16 protein-coding genes are annotated in these 16,185 nt (G+C 67.0%); 8 read left to right on the plus strand and 8 right to left on the minus strand.

Annotated elements, in window-relative coordinates:
* Nucleotides 1-86 precede the first annotated feature (86 nt).
* The 8 genes from BW730_RS01910 to BW730_RS01945 form a co-directional block, all read right to left on the minus strand.
* On the minus strand, nt 87-2,657 hold the full coding sequence (locus BW730_RS01910) for a DEAD/DEAH box helicase family protein (RefSeq protein ID WP_026926281.1): 2,571 nt from the start codon (nt 2,655-2,657) through the stop codon (nt 87-89).
* Nucleotides 2,654-4,321 (minus strand): Eco57I restriction-modification methylase domain-containing protein, encoded by a 1,668-nt coding sequence (locus tag BW730_RS01915; RefSeq protein ID WP_026926280.1) that lies wholly within the window; start codon nt 4,319-4,321, stop codon nt 2,654-2,656. The genes BW730_RS01910 and BW730_RS01915 overlap by 4 nt, the downstream gene beginning before the upstream one ends.
* Nucleotides 4,318-4,962, minus strand: a complete 645-nt coding sequence (locus tag BW730_RS01920) for an N-6 DNA methylase (protein ID WP_026926279.1) — start codon at nt 4,960-4,962, stop codon at nt 4,318-4,320. The genes BW730_RS01915 and BW730_RS01920 overlap by 4 nt, the downstream gene beginning before the upstream one ends.
* Nucleotides 4,853-5,218: a helix-turn-helix domain-containing protein gene (locus BW730_RS20470; protein ID WP_226996985.1), complete on the minus strand. Its 366-nt coding sequence runs from the start codon at nt 5,216-5,218 to the stop codon at nt 4,853-4,855. The genes BW730_RS01920 and BW730_RS20470 overlap by 110 nt, the downstream gene beginning before the upstream one ends.
* Before the next feature lie 135 nt (nt 5,219-5,353).
* Complete coding sequence (locus tag BW730_RS01930) at nt 5,354-6,490, minus strand: alpha/beta hydrolase (protein WP_026926278.1); 1,137 nt, start codon at nt 6,488-6,490, stop codon at nt 5,354-5,356.
* Complete coding sequence (locus tag BW730_RS01935) at nt 6,487-7,497, minus strand: MAB_1171c family putative transporter (protein ID WP_026926277.1); 1,011 nt, start codon at nt 7,495-7,497, stop codon at nt 6,487-6,489. Before BW730_RS01935 ends, BW730_RS01930 begins: the two co-directional genes overlap by 4 nt.
* Nucleotides 7,494-7,958 (minus strand): hypothetical protein, encoded by a 465-nt coding sequence (locus tag BW730_RS01940; RefSeq protein WP_013601295.1) that lies wholly within the window; start codon nt 7,956-7,958, stop codon nt 7,494-7,496. The genes BW730_RS01935 and BW730_RS01940 overlap by 4 nt, the downstream gene beginning before the upstream one ends.
* Before the next feature lie 59 nt (nt 7,959-8,017).
* Nucleotides 8,018-8,449, minus strand: coding sequence for a hypothetical protein (locus BW730_RS01945; protein ID WP_013601296.1), 432 nt, complete (start codon nt 8,447-8,449; stop codon nt 8,018-8,020).
* A gap of 310 nt (nt 8,450-8,759) precedes the next feature.
* Between BW730_RS01945 and BW730_RS01950 the strand changes: the two genes are divergently transcribed.
* From BW730_RS01950 to BW730_RS20235, 8 genes are all read left to right on the plus strand, one after another.
* Nucleotides 8,760-9,839 (plus strand): ArdC-like ssDNA-binding domain-containing protein, encoded by a 1,080-nt coding sequence (locus BW730_RS01950; protein WP_026926276.1) that lies wholly within the window; start codon nt 8,760-8,762, stop codon nt 9,837-9,839.
* The gene (locus BW730_RS01955) at nt 9,839-10,771 is read left to right on the plus strand and encodes a bifunctional DNA primase/polymerase (protein WP_013601298.1); all 933 of its coding nucleotides are present in this window, start codon (nt 9,839-9,841) and stop codon (nt 10,769-10,771) included. The genes BW730_RS01950 and BW730_RS01955 overlap by 1 nt, the downstream gene beginning before the upstream one ends.
* A complete protein-coding gene (locus BW730_RS01960; RefSeq protein WP_226996986.1) occupies nt 10,768-11,451 on the plus strand; it encodes a DUF2637 domain-containing protein in 684 nt (227 codons plus the stop codon). The genes BW730_RS01955 and BW730_RS01960 overlap by 4 nt, the downstream gene beginning before the upstream one ends.
* On the plus strand, nt 11,448-11,852 hold the full coding sequence (locus BW730_RS01965; protein WP_077684802.1) for a hypothetical protein: 405 nt from the start codon (nt 11,448-11,450) through the stop codon (nt 11,850-11,852). The genes BW730_RS01960 and BW730_RS01965 overlap by 4 nt, the downstream gene beginning before the upstream one ends.
* A 93-nt stretch (nt 11,853-11,945) precedes the next feature.
* A complete protein-coding gene (locus BW730_RS01970) occupies nt 11,946-12,833 on the plus strand; it encodes a hypothetical protein (RefSeq protein ID WP_026926274.1) in 888 nt (295 codons plus the stop codon).
* A complete protein-coding gene (locus tag BW730_RS01975; RefSeq protein WP_077684803.1) occupies nt 12,830-13,831 on the plus strand; it encodes a ParB N-terminal domain-containing protein in 1,002 nt (333 codons plus the stop codon). Before BW730_RS01970 ends, BW730_RS01975 begins: the two co-directional genes overlap by 4 nt.
* Nucleotides 13,832-13,843: 12 nt before the next feature.
* On the plus strand, nt 13,844-14,560 hold the full coding sequence (locus BW730_RS01980; RefSeq protein ID WP_226996989.1) for a hypothetical protein: 717 nt from the start codon (nt 13,844-13,846) through the stop codon (nt 14,558-14,560).
* A gap of 12 nt (nt 14,561-14,572) precedes the next feature.
* Complete coding sequence (locus BW730_RS20235) at nt 14,573-16,183, plus strand: M23 family metallopeptidase (protein WP_026926271.1); 1,611 nt, start codon at nt 14,573-14,575, stop codon at nt 16,181-16,183.
* Nucleotides 16,184-16,185 lie beyond the last annotated feature (2 nt).

Genomic DNA, 16,185 nt, shown 5'->3' on the forward strand with positions numbered 1-16,185 from the left:
CGCTTGCGGATGGCGGTGAGCATCTCCTCGATGCTGCACGGGGTCTAGAAGTACATGCGGCTCTCTCGATTCGGGCTGACGGGTGGTCAGACTGCGGTCTCGTCGTTGACGGCGACGACGGTGTCGTAGAGGCCGTAGCGGCGCAGGCCCTTGTGGGACTCGATGCCGGTGTAGGACAAGGAGGAGTCCTCGTAGCGGCGGAAGGCGAAGACGGCCTGGTTCATATGGGTGGCGTTAAAGACGCCGAGATTCACGAGGAGGTGGAAGTCCTCGACGGTCAGTCCGGTGACGGTGCGGAACAAGCCGGGTTCGAGCTTGGTGATGACGTCGGTAAGAGTGTTCTCACGGAAGTCGGTCAGGTACATGAACGCAGGGACGCGGGTGGCGAACTTGACCAGCTTCTCCTGAATCTGCGTCCGCTTGGACTTGTACTCCTTCTCCTCCTCCGTCAACTCCTTCTTCTCCGCCGGAGTAATGTCGTCGCCCTTCTCCTTCTTCGCCTTCTTCACGGCGTCGCTCTTGTTCACGACGGTCTCGAAAATGTCGCTGCCGAGCGCGCGGAAGCCTTCGATGTTCATGACGGCGTTGAGGGCGTCGGGGTTGTTCATGATCTTGCGCAGGGTGTCGTTGTCGACGTTGACGAGGATTGCGGACTCCCACTTGCGGGCCAGGAGGGTCGCGGAGGTGCCCGACATGGCGATGTCGAGGATGCCGCCGGCATCGACCTGGGTCATATTCGACCCGTCGTACGCCAACACGGGCAGGAACTTCACGAGCTCCTCGACGGCTTGCTCAGGGTTCGGCGTCTCCGGCGAGAGACCGGCGCCGTAGTCGGCGATCTGACGCAGCGCGCGAGTGGGCGCGAAGTCGAACACGAAGCACACAGGCTTGAGGACTGCTTCGGCGCTCGGGTTGTCTCCGTCGGGATTCTTGATCGACCACGGTGACTGTACGCGGAACGCTGCCTGAAAGTAGGTCTCGGGTGAGTTGAGGTTGCGCAACATCAGGATCGAGGACCACTGCTTGACGGTGACGCCCGTGGTGAGCTTGCCGCACGACAGGGTGATCGTCTTGGTGTCGTGGCCGTCGCCGATCGCCGCCCGCACTGGCGGGAGAGCATCCAGCCCGATGCCCGCGCCGGGACCCGCGACGACGAGGACCTTGTAGTCGTGCCAGAACACGTTCTGCTTCTCCGCGAGCAGGTTCGACATTGCCTCGCAGGCAGCAACGTTGGGCAGGAACCAGAACGAGTGCTGAAGGTACGGCAGGAGTCGGACATCGGAGTACGGGAATGGCGGGCGGGTGCCCATCCGCATCGCGTCGACCTGGGTGGGAAGGTGAGCGCCGCGGACGAGATCGAGCCACTTCTGCACGTCGGTCTTGTGGGTGAACTCGGCGTCCTTACCGATGCCCTTTGCCTCGAAGAACTCGTTGAGGTCGAACTCGTCGAACTCTCCCTGATTCGCAACGGCAATCAACTCGTCAGGCATCTGGTACGTGAACAGACGCATCTCCGGGAGCGACCCGTACGGGTTCCAGGCGTCCGGTTGCGCGACGGCGTACTCGGCCTTGGCGCGCTGCTCATCGGTGTAGGTCCAGTTGAAGATTTGCTCCTCGATGAACTCACCGGTTGCCAGCGCCTTGAATGGCGTGCCCGACAGGTACAGGTAGGCGCGGGTGGTGATCGGCAGGAAGTCGTCCTCGTCGTTGCCGAGTTCGTCAAGCTCCTCGTCGAAGGCCACGAGGCCGTCGTTGTACTCCGCGGCCAGTTCCTTCTGCTTGACTTTCTCGTCCTCGCCCTCGAACAGCTCCTTGGCGGACTCTCGCCACGCACCGAAGTGGTATTCATCGAAGATGACGAGGTCCCAGTTGGTGGTGTGGACCCACTCGTTCTTCGCCTTGATGAGGCCGGTCTTCCGATCTCGCCCGAGCAGGTCCTGGAACGATCCGAAGTAGACCAGTGGCCGAGTCTTGTCCGCCTCATCTGGGCTGCCCCCGGTGGCCGAGGAGAGGTACTGCCAGCCGTCGAAGTCGGCGTGAGACTCCAGGTCGGTCTGCCAGGCGTCCTCCACTGCGGGCTTGAAGGTGACCACGAGGATGCGTTTGGCGCCGAGCCGCTTCGCGAGTTGGTAGGAGGCGAAGGTCTTCCCGAAGCGCATCTTGGCGTTCCACAGGAACCGTGGCACCGCGTGAGAGTCCTCGGCCCAGATGGACTTGTAGTAGCCCTCGGCCTTGTCCACGGCGCTGGCTTGCTCCGGGCGCATCGGAAACTTCTCATGATGGGTTCCACTGAGCTTCACGCCTGTGCGAAGCTCAGTGATCGCCGTGCGCACATCGTCTGGGGTGCACCACATCCACTCTCGCGCTGAGCCGAAGATCGGGTTCTCGAAGCCCTTGTCGATCAGCCGTTGGCGCACATCTGAGTCGCGAAACACCGTCCCGTCGCCTCGTTCGGCGAGCTCATCAACGTGCAGCGTGTATGCCTGCTGCATCTGCCCCTGAGACTCGCGGATGCGCGCGTTCACATCCGCCTTCGTCGTCTGGCCCACCTTGAGAAGCCCCGCGTAGCCGACTGGTGGATCGTTCGGCGACCATGCGTAGATTCGCAGTCGCGCCTCGGGCTTCTTGGGGAGGAGTTCGTCAATCTCCCGCTTCACTCGTCCGCCTCCATCGGGCGAACGATCCGCTCGACGAAGTCGATCTCGTCTTCCGAGAGTCCGTACTTCTCGTAAAGATCATGATCGTTCCAGTCTCGCGTCCAATCCTGGGTCGGAACGAAGGCATAGACCTTCCGCGTGGTGTCTTGCGAGGGCTTGTGAAGGAGGATGAGAAAGCGCGTCAGACGGCAGCGGAGGTACGACAGCGCGCTCTCCGCCTCTCCTCGTGTATCGAAGGTTCCGATGCAGAGGTACGTCTCGGAGGAGATGCTCCCGCTCTCGCCAAGGAAGGGAGTGCTGATGATCCGATGGGGATAGGTGTCCTTATTTCCCGTGCCGGGCGCGGCGCGGCCAACGTAAACCTTCCAGCCATCGATGAGGTGAGCGCCCGAAGGGATCGATGCTCGGTCCACATACCCAGTCCCACCGTTCTGGTAGATGAGCACGTCGCCAGGCGCCTTTGACGCTCTGCCCTTGAACGTGGTCTCAAATCCAAAGGGCTTACGGGAGCTGACCAGCCTTTCGAAGCGCTTGCTCTCCGGCAGTGCCAGCGAGTGCTCCTGCCCGGTCTCGACGGCAATCACCTTGCGCAAGATTGACAGAGCCTCGTTGAACCGGATGAAGACATCCGCGCCTGGTTCGAGCAAAGAGCGAGTGGCCGTGGTCGTCGGCCAATCCTTGAAGTGGGTGGTGACCTCGCAGAGTCCGGGGTGGTCGCGATCCCAGAGGAAGTAGCACACCCCGCCCTTTAGTCCGACGCCTGGGAACACGTCCGAAGCGCTCAGGTAATCGTTGATTGCCCGCACGCGGCTGTCGGTCAGCATTGACTCCCTGAACTCATCGAGGCCTTTTCCTCCCGCAAACCAACGCGAGGGAACGATCATGGACAAGAAACGCGGGTCGAGTTTCTTGGCCTGCTCTACGAAGAGTTGATAGATCGGGGCGGCGCTGGTCCCATGACCGCCGTCGCTGAGCTGGTAGGGCGGGTTGCCGATGATGACGTCGAACTGCATGGTGTCTCCGAACAGCTCCGCGATGCGGGCTTTGATGTCGTCGGTGTGGATGAAGGCGTAGGCGTGAGTCTCAAGGTCGTCACCACGGGCGTAGTCATCCTCGCCTGCGCCGCAGTAGATGCACTTGCGGTTGGTATAGACGGCGACTTCCTCGCTGGTCAGTGGATCAGCACGGAACTCCCGCTTCCCGCCGCCCCAGGTGTGCTCGGTGCGCTCGAACCAGATGTTGCCGTCCTCGGTCGTGAATGACCTAGCGATCGAGTGCGGGCCGTTGGCGAACTTCGAGCAGTAGACGCTCCGGCGCGCGAGCAGCGCCGTGAGCTGGGTGATCCCGATGCCGAACACTTGGTGGGTGAGGATGTGATCGACGCGTTCGGTGAGGTCGGGGATCGTCAGGATCAGGCCGTCGGTGAGTCGGCGCACGATCTCGCGGAGGAACACACCAGACTTGGTGAACGGATCGAGGAACGTGACATCGGGGTTGGCCCAGATGTCGGCGCCGTCGTTGGCGTCTGCCCACGCGGCGGCAAGCGTGTCGAGCATCTGGTTCGCGAACTCCGGCGGGGTGAAGACCTCATCGTTGGAGAGGTTCGCGATGCAGGTCAAGACATCCGGGTTGTGCCCTCGGAGAGTCAAAGGTGCAAGGGTCACGCGGCGGCCTCGGCGATCTGAATGACGGTCATCGTCGGGTAAGTCTGCGCGGGGACGAACAGGTCCTCGTCATCGAGCTCGCCGAATAGGGTTCCCTCGTACGAGGCGCGCTGAGTGAGGTCGTCGTAGCGAAAGTCGCGCCTCTGGAACTTGCCTTTGCCGAGGTAGCCCCACTCAGGAAAGGTGATCGGCTGGCCGCTTGGCACGGTCATGGTCAAGGCATCGCCCTGGACGATGTTCACGGTGAGAACCGCGCGGGCCGCTCGTGCCCACTGGTCATCGTTGCCGATACCCAAGAACGTGTTGAACACCTCGGCGAGATTGTGACGGCACTCTTCGGCGTTGTCTGCGAGAAGTTCGATACCGTAGGTGCACATGAGCGCGAACAATGCGTAGTGGCGCTTCTCGAACTCGCTCTTGCCGTGCCGAAGCTCGACCGTGGCGAGCTTGCGAGCCAGGACGGGGATGAGGAAGTTGCCCGAGCCGCAGGCGGGTTCGAGTACGCGGGAGTCGATCCGCTCAGACTCGTGCTTAACGAGGTCGAGCATGTCCTCGACCATCCACGCCGGCGTGAACACCTCGCCGTGGTCCGCAACGCGTTGCTTGGACTTCACCAAGCGCTGGGCGTCTTTCAGGTTCATCTTCCCCCTCCCGGTGCTCGTCGTTGTCATGAGCGTAGGAGCGTCCACCGACACCGGGATGGGCTACGTGGAGCTCTTGGTCACTGGCCGCCGCACCCGCGCGCACCCAGTCGTCTATCTCGCTGGCTTGGAACTTCCAGAGGCGTCCGACCTTGTGGGCGGGCATGGCCTTCTCGGCGATCCAGGTGTAGACGGTGTCTTTGGTGACCCCGAGGTGGGCGGCGATGTCGTCTGCGGACAGCCACGGCTCAGCCACGTTGGTCCTCCCTCGCTCAATGGCCCAGGCAGGCCAACACCCACGATGATACCGGCTGAGGTACGGCTTGAGTTGGGTTTCTCCGGGCGTGGCCGAACGAGACGGGTTTCGAGAGTGGCCGCTGCGTTCTGCCGATCAGCGTGGGATGCGCACCTTGAGCCAGGCGGTCACCGTGTTCCGCCAGCGGTCCAGATCGCTGTTCCAGCAGAGGGTGTGGCCGGCATCGAAGGTCTCAAGCTCAACGAGGTCCGGGCGAGCGTCTCGGAGTGCTTGTGAGAGCCGGATCGGCACGGAGTCGTCTCGGGTGCCGTGGAGGATCAGGGTCGGCGTGTTGAGCTCTACGGCTCGGGATGTCCAGTCGAAGGTGGGAAGTGGGATGCGTCCTGGCAGGCCGACTGTGCGTGCCAGTGGGTCGAGGGTGAGCCACGGGATCGCGAGGTGCCCGGCTGCTGCAGGCCATCCGCTGCGGGCGCAGTTGGACTTGATGACTTCGGTCCAGTTGAGGACTGGGGAGTCGAGTACGAGCGCGGCGATCAGTCCCGGATGTCGCGGGTGGTCGGCGAGCTGGAGAGCGACAGCGGCACCCATCGACCAGCCGAAGATCACGACCTGTTCGGCTCCTCGTCGGACGGCGTACCCGATGGCCTCGTCAACGTCGCTCGTCTCTGCGTAGCCGAAGGTCGTCCGGCCGGTGCCAACTCGCGGCCCTTCTGCTGTGTTGCGGTAGCTGACGACGAGGGAGGTGTAGCCGAGTTCGGTTGCGGCGAGGACGCCGCGGAGGGTGCCGGCGCGGGTGCTGCCGAGGCCGTGGATGTGGATGGCCCAGGTCGCGAGGTCGCCGTCGATGCGCCAGGCCGGGCATGGTCCTGCGGGGGTCGTGATGGTGATGTCGCGTGTGTGGAGTCCGGCGTCGGCTGGGGTGGCGTAGTAGATGCCGCTCCAGGAGGCGCAATCGCCGGTCTTCGGAGTGAAACCCGATGTGGTGCCCGTGATCCTGCGAGCGACGCGGGTGGGTCCTCGATCGACGCTATCTGTGGCGAGCTGCGCCCAGCCGCCGTGCTCGAACCAGAGATTGTAGATGCCTGGCGCGGCGGCCTGGTCGGTGCGGTCGAGCACGATCAGGTCGCCGTCGTCGGTGTACTCGACGCCTCGAACGGTGAGGTCGAACATTCGTGGGCCGACGGGTGCGGTGAGCCGCCGCGCGATGGCCCACCCGACCCCGGCAACCGCTGCCGCCGCGGCCCCAGCGCCGAGAGCGATGCGGCCTATCACGACTCCCGCTCCTCGACGTAGGGAACGGGCGAGGTCGTCGCGAGGGCACTGTCGCTTCCGACGAGGTGGCTCTCGGCGCGTTCGAGCAGGTCGCGGTCGTCGGTGCTGATGTCGAAGGTGATGCGAGGGTCGATCATCGCGTCGCGGATTTCGACGATCACTCGGTGGAGGTGCCCTTCGGGGTCTTCGCTACTGGCGGCGAGGGGGTCGGCCTGGCTCAGCCCGGGCCGTGCGCGCGTCGCCTGGTGCCAAAGCGACTCCAGCTGCGCTGTGAGGGCGACGGTCTGCCTCTGCCGGGCGCGGTGCTGAGCGCGACGGACGGCAGGCTGGATCGCGAACCCGGCACAGAGGAACACGAAGGTCAGGACGGAGAGCGGATCGTAGGCGGACTGGATAGTGTGCATGAGGTCGAGGTGGCCCGTGGCGTGGGCAACGTCCATGACGATCACGGCGAGGCAGAGCGCGACGCCGAACGCCGACCCCAGGCTCAACAGTGCCGCGGGGAGGTGCTGGATGCCGGTGTTGTGCCGGTACTGCCTTATGGCGAGGACGAGCATCGCCACGACAATGACGAGGCAGTAGGTGAAGTTGATGATCGAGTAGACCGCCGCCGCTGGCTGTGCGCCGAGGTCGATCATAAATCGTGTGGTAGTGGTGCCGCGGTCGATGAGCAGGAACGATGCGGTGATCGCGAGCAGCGCGACGAGCAGGACGGGGATGCTGACGGCGGCTCGGACGAGCCTGGGCCGGTACTCGCCGGTCTTCATGACGCCGCGGCCGAGGAAGAACAGCCCGGTCATCAGGAGCGCGTCCGCGATCAGGGTGGCGAGGTTGGTGCCACCGAGCAGTCGATCGACGGCGCTGTAGGCGGCATCCACGTTGAGCGTCATCGCGATGGCGATGGTGAGGGCGGCGTAGGTGATGCTTCGGTCGGTGCGTTTGCGTCGGAAGATGAGCAGGCTCGCCACGAGCGCCCACATGAGCGTTGCGACGAGCGTCTGGATCATCCGAATATCTCCGAGTATCTGGACTCTGCGAACACCGACCCTCGGATGCCGGCGGCGAGCCGGTCGGCGAGGGACTCGGCGGCGATCTCGGTTTCGCTGTCGAGGTCTTGCCGCCTGAGCAGGCGACCTCTGGTGTACGGCGGGATGTTGGGCAGCAGTACCTCCCCGACTGCACAGCCGTCGCCTTCGCCGTGGCCAAGGATCATGTGGGCGAGCTCGTGGAGCACGAACTGCTGGCGATGCAGCGCGGAGTCGCTGCGGGCGTGAAGCACGACGTCTTCGGCATCGGTGGAGAGCCAGAGCGCGCAGAGGCCGTCGTGGGTGTCGAGGTCTGCGAGTTCGACGACGCGGAGCCTACGGTGCCGCCGGTCTTGGACGGTGTGGAGGAGATCGTCAAGGGCGAAGGTATTGCCGAGCTCAAGGCCCGCGACGGCCGCCGATACGGTCTGTTCGATCTTCACGGTTCGCCCCTTCTCTGTAGGGAGCAGGGACCGGTGGCGGCTCCATCGTGCGGTACCGGTCAGTGCTCGGGCATGTGTGTCATTTCCTCGTCCAGGAACTTGGTGATGGCGTGGAGTGCTTTCGGCGAGATATCGCCGAGGGTGCGGGCAGCGTAGGACTTCACCTTCGCGGCACGCATGGACCGAACCAGGTCGAGCTGCGCAGAGACCTTCTCGGGAGTGGCAGCACCGTCCTCGCCGAGCAGGAACGCGGCGTCCACGTCGAAGAACTCCGCGAGCCCTTCGAAGACGGCGGGGTCTTGGACGTAGCGGTGGCCGTTGACCATGTACGTCCAGCGCGACCGCGACAGGTTGGTGCCTCGTTCTTGGAGGTAGCCGGCGATCTGCGAGTAGGTCGGCTCCGTGCCGGACTCGGCGACGGCGACATCCATCAGGAGCCGCAGACGTTTGGCGAGGTCTTCGGCCGCAGCCTGGCTCTCGTCTTCGGTCATGACGGTGACCCCCTTCCCTTCGCAACGGGCAAGGCATCGATGTAGTCCACCCAGAAGGTGGTTGTGCATGCTCAACCGTACTCGTTGAGCATGCACAAATCAAGGCTTGCGCATGCTCAACGGTCAGTGCTAGAACAGGACTCCGGGGCATTTTGAGCATGCTCAATGTTGCGTCCCGGTCTCGGCTCGGGCTGCCTCAAGGAGGTGAACGATGTCCAGCTCACGGTCTGGGCGCGGGTGTTCGCGCCTACCTGCCAGGTGTACCGCCGCGCGCAGCCGCGTCGCGGCCCGCCGAAGAGGAGGCCGGAGCATGGCATCGAACGAGGACGCCCGCGCGGCGCGAGAGGCGAAGCTCGACGAGCTGCACGAGAAGCTGACCGGCGCGGTCGAGTCGCTGGTCTCGGGTGACGACTGGCGCCAGGCGCTCGCCTTCGCGGCGCGGTTCCGGTCGCGGTCGTTCAACAACACGATGCTGATCTGGGTGCAGCACGAAGCCGCGTTCGAGGCAGGCCGCGTGCCCGAACCCTTCCCCACCCTGGTTGCCGGGTACCGGCAGTGGCAGGGGCTCGGTCGGCAGGTGATGAAGGGCCAGCCGGGCTACATGATCTTCGCGCCCGTGACGGGCCGGTTCGCCACCGCGACCCCTGCCGATGCGGGCTCGTGGCGGCGGCTCGGGCCGAGGGAGACGCCGAAGGCCGGCGAGGTGGTGCGCTCGCGGATGGTCGGAGCCCGGCCGGCCTACGTGTGGGATGCCTCCCAGACCGACGGAGAACCATTGCCAGTTCCGCCCGCTCCGACGCTGCTGGAAGGCGAAGCACCCTCGGGGCTGTGGGACGGGCTGGCCGGGCAGATTCGCGGCGCGGGGTTCGAGGTGCTGCGGGTGCCACACGAGGGGATGATCTCCGGCGCGAACGGCATGACCGACTATGAGGAGCGCACGGTAGCGGTGCGGGAGAACATGGACCCTGCTGCGCAGGTCAAGACGCTCGCGCACGAGCTGGCGCACGTGCTGATGCACGATCCCGACGACGAGGAAGCACGTCAGCATCGCGGCATCCGCGAGGTCGAAGCCGAGTCCGTCGCGCTGATGATCGGTGCCGCGCACGGCATGGACACCACCGGGTACACGATCCCGTACGTCTCGACCTGGGCCGCCCGCGTGGACGGCCAAGAGCCCGTCCAGGTGGTGCAGTCCACCGGCGAGCGGGTGCGGAAGACCGCGCTGGCGATCCTCGACCAGCTCGACACGCTCCAGGTCGGCGACGGCACCCCGCCCGGACTCGAACGCGACGCTCCCAGTCCGCGCACCTCCCGTACGGCTGCGAACTCGGTGGAGACCGATCGTCCGCGTGCTGCGTCGGCGCCAGCGCTGGCAGGGCGGAGGCTGTGATGCCCGAAGCATTCGATGTCCTGGCGGCGCTCATTCGCGTGGATCGTTCACCGAGCCTGGGGCTCGCGGCGCGGAGCCTCGCGGCGGCTGGCGTGCCCGTGTTTCCGTGCGTCGTCGAGGGGAAGCGTCCGCTGACCCGCCGTGGGTTCCTCGATGCGAGCAGCGACCCGGAACAGGTTGCCGCGTGGTGGTCGCGCACACCGAACGCGAACATCGGCATCCCGACCGGCGCTCCATCCGGCGTTGTCGTCGTCGATGTCGATGTCCACGGCCCCCACGACGGCCGCGCGGCGTTCCAGCGCGCCACCGACGCGGGGCTCGTCGATGGCGCGGGTCTGCTCGTGCGCACACCCACCGGAGGCGCGCACGTGTACTTCCCGGCGACCCCGGGCCGCGAGCAGCGGTCGTGGCAGGCAGCCACCGCGGGCGTCGACTTCCGGGGCGACGGCGGCTACATCATCGCTCCTCCCTCCCGGCGAATCATCGACGGCAGTGTGTGCCGCTACGAGGTCGCGGACATCGCCGCGCACTCGGTCGGTCATGTGGACGCGGCCCGTCTGCGGGACTTCCTCGACCCGCGCCCCGTCGCTCCACTACGCGCCAGCAGCGGCTCGATGGATGAGGATGCTGAGCGGTTGGCGACGTGGGTCGCTGGGCGGGGTGAGGGCGAGCGGAACCGAGGCCTGTTCTGGGCTGCCTGCCGCCTCGCAGAGAACGGCGTCTCGCCCGCCGAGGCGCTCGATGCGCTGGGTGCTGCGGCACAGTCGGCGGGTCTGGGTGATCGCGAGATCACCACGACCGTGCGCTCCGCCTACCGAGCCACCCAGCCCGCATCCGAAGTGACGCCCGGCGGCCGGAGCCAGAGCGCGGGTCGGTGGTTCGGTCGCTCGGCGAGCCCACCGTCCGCAGCCTTGGGGAGGGCTGGGCTGTGAGGCGTGAATCGGGAGGGCGGCGCTGGGCCGCGATGACGGCGGTCGCGGGGACGGTGTTCATCGCCGCCGGGGCGTTCTGGCTGTCGTTCACGTCGTTGGCCGATCTGGCTGCTCGCTCCGGGATCGGGGCTGGGCAGGCGTGGGCGTGGCCGCTGATCGTGGACGGCATCATCGTCGTCGCCACGGTTGCCGTCGTCGCGCTCGCCGGGCAGCGCTCGGCCTGGTATCCGTGGGCGCTGCTGGTAGGCGGCGCGCTCGTGTCGGTGACGGCGAACGCCATTCATGCTGTCGTCGCCGCGGACGCCGACGTGCCAAGGATGCTCGCGGCCTCGGTCGCCGCGGTGCCGCCCGTCGTGCTGCTGGCCATCACGCACCTGACCGTGATTCTCACCCGCACCACCGACCCCCATGCGGAACCCGCCACTGCCGACTCGTTCTCGACGAACACCGCGGATTCGATGCCTGCGCTGCCGCCTGGCGAGATGGAGGCCAACCGTCGCGATGAGGGTGTGGCGGATCGGCGGGCGCTGGGGTGGGAGCTGCGCGAGGCGGGCTGGTCGAACAAGCGGATCGCCCGCGAACTCGGGGTGCATCCCTCGACCGTGGGCCGCTGGTTCGCCGTCGCGCACCTCACTGACACCACTGACACCGCCGACGAGCGGGAGGAGACGATCCCATGAACACCACTGAGAACCCCCAGCGCAACGATTCCGCGAGGCCCGATCCCGCACGGCTGGTGCCCGAGGAGCCGCGGGAGCGCCCCGAGTCGGTCGAAGTGATGAGTACGCCGGAGGCGGTGCGGGCCGCGCCGGTCGCCCGCGACGACAAGCGGCACGCGCTCGTTCGTGGGCGAGGCGTGGAGTGGGTGCGCCCCACTGACTTGATCGCCCGGCACTCGGCGCACGCGGCCGGGCGGGGTCTCGACTTCCAGGCCGAGCTGGCACGCCGCACCCGCACCCCGCTCGGTGCAGGTGTTCGTCGTCTCGGGGATCGCGCCCGGCGGTTGCCGCCGATCTCGGCGTTCGGGTGCAGCACCGCACCTGCCTCGCAGGTGTCCCGCTCCGGGGTCTCGATGAGTTGACGGTGGTGACAGGTCATGGCTGCGACGGCATCGGCATGCAGGACGCGCTCGTGGGAGCGAGTGCGCACCTGCCTGCCAGGAGGTGCCGACACCATGACCAGACCAACCAGCACCAGCACCGAGCAGACGGCCGACGGGGCTGAGGACTTCACCACCGGCGAGGGCCTGCGTGCCCTGCTCAATCGCCTCGCCGAGGGCGGCGAGGATGCCTGGGTTCACGACCCGGTGGCCCGCGACCTGATGGAGTTCGCCGCCGACAAGTACCGCGCTCTCGCGAGGAAACACAGGCTCGACACCTGGGAAGCGGTGACGGCGGCGTTCGACGCGATGCAGTACCGCTCGACCCGCGAGGCCAACGATCCGTGGGCGATCATCACCCACGCCGTGCGGATCACCTGCGTCTACGAGGAACGCGCCCAAGGCCTGCTCTGCTCGGTGCACCAGGCTCGTCGCGCGCACGTTTCGGCGTTCCACGATCCTGAACGGTTCTCCGAACGCGACACCGCGCTGGCCGACTATCATCCCGCGTTCCACACCACCGACCTGCGTCCCAGCGACCTCGAACCGGAACCGCGCGACAGTCTCGGGTCAGCGCAAGCGTGCATGTCCGCTGGATCGGCGGCCGAGGACGCCATCGCGATGCTGTGCCTGCTCGACTGGCCCGCCGACACCGCACGGGCCGCGGTCGAGCACGTCTGCGGGGCGTTGACGAAAGCCGGCACCCGCCAGTCCGCCTACGAGACGCTGCGCCGCGACCGGCACGCGCGGGCACTGCTCGACCTCCCGCGCCGCTCCTGGGCCGCACTGCTGAAGGCGCTGCTCGGGAACCCGCACCCGGCCTACGTCGCCACCAGCAGCGGTCGCGGCATCCTGCTCCGGCTGCTGCTGGGCGAAACGCTCGACCTACTGCTCCGCGACGACGATCTGATCCTCGCGCTCGCTCTGGCCGCTCCGAGTGGTGGAGGCGGTGAGTCGTCGTGACCGAGCCACAGATCGGCAGCATCCAGCTCGACCGCACCGTCGAGTCGATCCTCGTCGGCACCCGGCACCGCGCCGACCTCGGCGACATCGACGCCCTCGCGGCATCCATCGGGCGCGACGGATTGCTGCAACCACTCACCATCACGATCGACGGCGTACTGGTGTGCGGGGCACGACGCCTGGCCGCGATCAAGAAGCTCGGCTGGCGCACCGTCAACGTGTGGGTGCGCAGCGGCCTGTCCGACCGGCTCGGGCAGCTCCTCGCCGAGCAGGACGACAACATGCTCCACAAGCCCTACACCCAGCTCGAAGCCGCCGGCCTCTACCGCGAGATCAAGCAGGTCATGGCCGAAGACGCCGCCCGTCGCAAGAGCGCGACCCAGTTCAGCAGCGAGAACCAGCCAGGAAACGACGGTGGTGCAAAATTTGCACCACCGTCGAGCGGGCCGCTTGGGAAGGCCCGGGAGCAGGCGGCGGCGATGATTCCGGGTGGCGCGTCGCACACGACGCTGGAGAAGATCGGCTACCTCGAAGACATCGCTGGCAACCCTGCTCTGCCAGAGACTCTGCGCGCCGAGGCCGCCGCCGGGTTGGGTCGGATCGAGGCCGGTGACGCGGTGCATCCGATCTATCAAGCGATCCGCGATGCCGACACCGCTGCGCGGGAGCGGCGCGAGGCAGAGATGCACGCTCGCGCCGAAGCAGCCGTGGCCCAGGCGAAGTCGATCAAGAAGGGCAAGCGCACCCCACCCAAGCCGTTGCCGCTCGTCACCGGCGACGGCCAACCCGTCCGCTACCCGCTTCGCGCGTTCGTGCAGACCTGGGGCGAGCTCACCAACTGGTGGACCCACTACGACGCCGACACACTCGCCGCCGAGTTAACCGACGAGCAGTTCGAGAACTTCCTCACCACCACCGACGGCACCGTCCGGTTCGCCGACGCCCTCCGTGCCGCACGCGAAGACGCGGTGGAGCGGCCACGACTCCGCGCGCTCTGACCGCTGGCATGGGTGTCGGATGTGCACCTGCTCGGCATGAGCCCTGCACCCACCGATCCCCGGAACCGCCGCCGACTCGTCGCCCTCATCGCCGCCGGCATCGTCCTGCTGCTCCTCGCCAGTGTCGGCGTCTACGGACTCCTCACCGGCCCCCGCACCAGCACCAGCACCGATCCCGGCCCGGAGCCTGGCCCGACCACGACGGCACCGCCGACCGTGGCACCGAGCACGCCCCGGACACCACGGGTTCCAGCGGTTCCGCGTTCGGTAGACCCCGAGACCTTCGCTCGCGGCGTCGCGTCCACGCTGTTCGCGTGGGACACCGCCTCGGGGCTGTGGCCGCTGGACTACAGCCCGACGATCCTCGCGGTCGGTGACCCCAGCGGGGACGAACAGGCGGGGCTGGCCTCCGACGTAGCCGTCTACCTGCCGACCCGAGACGCCTGGATCGAGCTGCGGCAATACGCCACCCGCCAACACCTCACCATCGAGGCCGCGTACGTCCCCGACGGCTGGGCCGACGCGGCAGCGCAGGCCCAGCCGGGGCAGCTCGCGGCAGGAACGACGGCCGTCACGATCGAGGGCACCCGCTACCGTGCCGGGGTCTGGAACGGGCAACCGGTCACCAGCGAGCATCCGGTCGCGTTCACCGTGTTCGTCGTCTGCGCCCCGACCTACCCGACCTGTCATCTGCTGCGGCTCTCGCAGCTCGACAACCCGCTGCGCTGAAGGGCTGGCGTCGTGTTCCGCAAAGCCACCATCGCAGCGCTGGCACTGCTGTTCTTCGCCCCCGCCGCCACGCTCCTCGGGATCGGGGTGCTGATGAACCCCGCCGCTGCGTACTGCGCCACACCTGCCGGGAGCGTGAACCTCGGACCGATCCCGGACGCGCTCACCGTGACCACCGCGAACGACGAGACCTTCACGCTGAATCGTCAGCAGCTCACGCACGCGGCCACGATCATCACGGTCGGCAACGGCATCACCAACGTGGGCAGGCCGGGAATCAAGATCGCGCTGATGGCCGCGCTCACCGAGTCCACGCTGCGGATGCTCACCAACACCGGCACCTACCCCGACTCGGCGAACTACCCGAACGACGGCAACGGCGGCGACCACGACTCCCTCGGCCTGTTCCAGATGCGCCCCCAATCCGGGTGGGGCACCGTCGCCGAGTTGATGGACCCGAACTATCAGGCGCAGGCGTTCTTCGGCGGGCCGACCGGCCCGAACTACCCCTCGCCGCGCGGGCTGCTCGACATCCCCGGCTGGCAACAGATGGACCCTGGCGAAGCCGCCCAAGCCGTCGAGGTCTCCGCCTTCCCCGACGGCTACCGCAACTACGCGCCCGTCGCCGACAGCATCCTCGCCGCCCTCACCACAGGCGGCGGTGCCGCTAGCGGCGCGGGCGGCCCGGCGGTCTTGTCGTCGCGGGTGGTGTTCCCGCTGCCCGAGGGCACCTGGGTGCTGACCTCGCCGTTCGGGATGCGAGTGCACCCGATCACGGGCGAACGGAAGATGCACACCGGCACCGACTTCGCCGCGCCCGACGGCACGCCGATCCTCGCCGCCGCGGATGGCACCGTGACCGTCGCGGAGTTCTCCGGTGGGTACGGCGGCCTCATCGTCATCGAGCACACCATCGACGGCCAGACCGTCGCCACGGCCTACGCGCACATGTGGCAGAGCGGCATCCACGTCCGTCCCGGTGACCGCGTGAACGCAGGGCAGCACATCGGCGATGTCGGCTCCTCGGGCATGAGCACCGGCGCACATCTGCACTTCGAGGTCCGGCCCGGCGGCACGAACGGGGAAGCCATCGACGCCGCCGCCTGGCTCAATGAGCACGGGGCTGCGAACCTGCCGACAGCGACCAGCGGATCACCCGCCGCCTGCAACAACACCACTGCGGGCACGCCGACCGGCGTCGATGGAGACCCCGACCGGCTCGTCGACGATCCCACCAGCTCGGGCAAGATCACCGCCCGCATGCTCCACCTCTACCAGCAGACCCTCGCAGCGTTCCCCGACACCGGCTGGGGCTGCTACTCACCACGCCCCGGCACCAAGTCCGAGCATCCCCTCGGCAGGGCTTGCGACATCACCTTCGGCAACCGCATCGGCCAGCGACCCACCCCGGCACAACTCGACGCCGGCTGGAAGGTCACCAACTGGATGAAGGACAACGCCGACGTGCTCGGCGTCGAGTACCTGATCTGGCAAGGCCAAATCTGGTCCGTCGCCCGCGACGCCGAGGGCTGGCGGCCATACAACGGCGGAGGCATGCACGACCCCGCCTCCATCACCGGCGGCCACTACGACCACCTCCACCTCACCGTCAAGGCAGGGTGACC

This window comes from Tessaracoccus aquimaris (assembly GCF_001997345.1).
Taxonomy (GTDB): domain Bacteria; phylum Actinomycetota; class Actinomycetes; order Propionibacteriales; family Propionibacteriaceae; genus Arachnia; species Arachnia aquimaris.

What these genes read in the sequence shown, in the direction of transcription:
- BW730_RS01920 (WP_026926279.1), bottom strand. Translation starts at nt 4,962, where the DNA reads ATGAACCTGAAAGACGCCCAGCGCTTGGTGAAGTCCAAGCAACGCGTT.
- BW730_RS01935 (WP_026926277.1), bottom strand. Translation starts at nt 7,497, where the DNA reads ATGATCCAGACGCTCGTCGCAACGCTCATGTGGGCGCTCGTGGCGAGC.
- BW730_RS01945 (WP_013601296.1), bottom strand. Translation starts at nt 8,449, where the DNA reads ATGACCGAAGACGAGAGCCAGGCTGCGGCCGAAGACCTCGCCAAACGT.
- BW730_RS01950 (WP_026926276.1), top strand. Translation starts at nt 8,760, where the DNA reads ATGGCATCGAACGAGGACGCCCGCGCGGCGCGAGAGGCGAAGCTCGAC.
- BW730_RS01955 (WP_013601298.1), top strand. Translation starts at nt 9,839, where the DNA reads ATGCCCGAAGCATTCGATGTCCTGGCGGCGCTCATTCGCGTGGATCGT.
- BW730_RS01965 (WP_077684802.1), top strand. Translation starts at nt 11,448, where the DNA reads ATGAACACCACTGAGAACCCCCAGCGCAACGATTCCGCGAGGCCCGAT.
- BW730_RS01970 (WP_026926274.1), top strand. Translation starts at nt 11,946, where the DNA reads ATGACCAGACCAACCAGCACCAGCACCGAGCAGACGGCCGACGGGGCT.